This is a genomic window from Mycobacterium szulgai (assembly GCF_002116635.1).
Classification (GTDB): domain Bacteria; phylum Actinomycetota; class Actinomycetes; order Mycobacteriales; family Mycobacteriaceae; genus Mycobacterium; species Mycobacterium szulgai.
In genome coordinates this window covers 1-2,065 of sequence record NZ_LQPW01000030.1, presented here as the reverse complement: position 1 = coordinate 2,065, position 2,065 = coordinate 1, and the positions used below count along the sequence as shown (strand labels likewise).

The following is a 2,065-nucleotide window of genomic DNA, read 5'->3' as shown; positions in this document are numbered from 1 at the left end:
GTCACCGGTGCGCAGTTGGGCACTGAGGCTCTGGATGGCCGGTATTGGTATGCCAATTTGCGGCAGCCGGTGCAGTTTGAGCAGACCACGCGGGTGTTGATTGAGCAGGGGTGTCGGGCGTTGATCGAGATGGGTCCGCATCCGGTGTTAGCGGTGGCGATGACCGAAACCGCCGAGGCCAGTGGCGCAGATGCGGTGGCGGTGTTGGGGTCTTTGCGCCGCGAGGAAGGTGATTGGCGGCGCTTTGTCACCTGCCTCGCCGAGGCGCATGTGGCCGGGGTGGGGGTGGATTGGGCGGCGGTGTTTGCGCCGTGGCGCCCGCGGCGGGTGGAGTTGCCGACGTATGCGTTCCAGCGGCAACGGTACTGGCTGTCGGGCAGGTCGGTGGGGGATGTCGCGTCGGTGGGCCTGGACGGGGCCGGGCATGCGTTGCTGGGTGCGGTGGTCGCACAGCCGGAGTCTGGTGGGGTGGTGTTGACCGGCCGGTTATCGTTGGCAGCACAGCCGTGGCTGGCCGATCACGTGGTGGGCGGGGTGGTGCTGTTTCCCGGGACCGGGTTTGTGGAGTTGGCGATCCGTGCCGGCGATGAGGTGGGGTGCGGGGTCATCGAGGAGCTGACGTTGGGTGCCCCGCTGGTGGTGCCCGACAAGGACGAGGTGCGGATTCAGGTTGTAGTGGGTGGGGTCGGCGAGTTTGGTGGCCGGCCGGTGTCGGTGTATTCGCGTGGCGGCGCTGCGGATTCGGGGTGGGTGTTGCATGCCGAGGGGAGGCTTGGGGCCGGCGGCGTGACAGGGCCGGCGGCGGACTTGTCGGTGTGGCCGCCGGCGGGGGCGGTCAGTGTTGATGTTTCGGATGGTTATGAGCGGTTGGCGGGGCGGGGTTATCTGTATGGGCGTGCATTTCGTGGGTTGAGGTCGTTGTGGCGGCGTGGTGAGGAGTTGTTTGCCGAGGTTGATGTGCCTGAGGACGCTCGGGTTGGCTTGGGTGGGTTTGGGTTGCATCCGGTGGTATTCGATGCGGCGTTGCATGCGGTGGCGCTGGCGGTTGATGACTTGGAGATCTCGGTTCCGTTTGCGTGGGAGCAGGTGTCGTTGCATGCAGCGGGGGCTGGGGCGGTGCGGGCGCGGATCGCGCCGGTGAGGTCTGGGGCGATGTCGGTGGAGTTGGCCGATGGTGCGGGTGGGCCGGTGTTGTCGGTGGGTTCGTTGACAATGCGTCCGGTAACGGTGGGTCAGCTGGAGTCGGCGGCTGCTGGTGGTGGTGGTGGGGCGAGTCGATTGTTTGAGGTGAAGTGGGTGGCGGCGCCGGTCGTGGACGAGCGGCCGGCGGCGGTTTCGGTGCTGTCCTGGGAGGGTTTCCGACAGTCGGTGATTGCCCCGGATGCCTCGGATGTCCCCGATGCGGTGGTTTTTGAGGTATTGGAGGTGCCGGGTGGGGTGGTGGCGGGGGTGTATACGGCGATTCATCAGGTGTTAGCGGTGGTGCAATCGTGGCTGGCTCAGCCGGTGGGTGGTGTGTTGGTGGTGGTGACGTGTGGTGCGGTGAGTCTGGCGGGTGAGGCGGTTGCTGATTTGGCGGGGGCGGCGGTGTGGGGGTTGGTGCGGTCGGCGCAGCGGGAAAGTCCCGGCCGGATTGTGTTGGTGGACAGCGATACCGATTGTGGCGTCGGGGTGGATGTGGCTCGGGTGCTGGCGGTGGGGGAGCCGCAGGTGTTGCTGCGTTGCGGCGCGGTGTATGTCGCACGGTTGGCGCAGGCTGTGGTGGCGGGGGTGTTGAGGCCGCCGGCGGGGCGGGCGTGGCGGTTGGGGATCACCGGTGAAGGCACGGTGGACAACCTGGTGTTAGAGGGCTGGCCGGTGGCAGAGGCGCCGTTGGCGGCGGGGCAGGTGCGGGTGGCGTTGCGGGCGGTTGGGGTCAACTTCCGGGATGTGCTGATCGCGTTGGGGATGTATCCGGAGGCTGGTGCTTCGTTGGGTCAAGAGGGTGCGGGGGTGGTCGTCGAGGTCGGTCCGGAGGTGGCCGGTGTGGCGGTGGGGGATGCGGTGATGGGGCTGTTTCCTGGGG

General features: G+C 67.5%; 1 protein-coding gene. It reads left to right on the top strand.

The window, feature by feature from the left end; translation table 11 throughout:
* Positions 1–15 precede the first annotated feature (15 nt).
* A partial coding sequence (locus AWC27_RS07075; protein WP_139836817.1) for a polyketide synthase dehydratase domain-containing protein occupies positions 16–2,065 on the top strand: 2,050 nt, incomplete at its 3' end.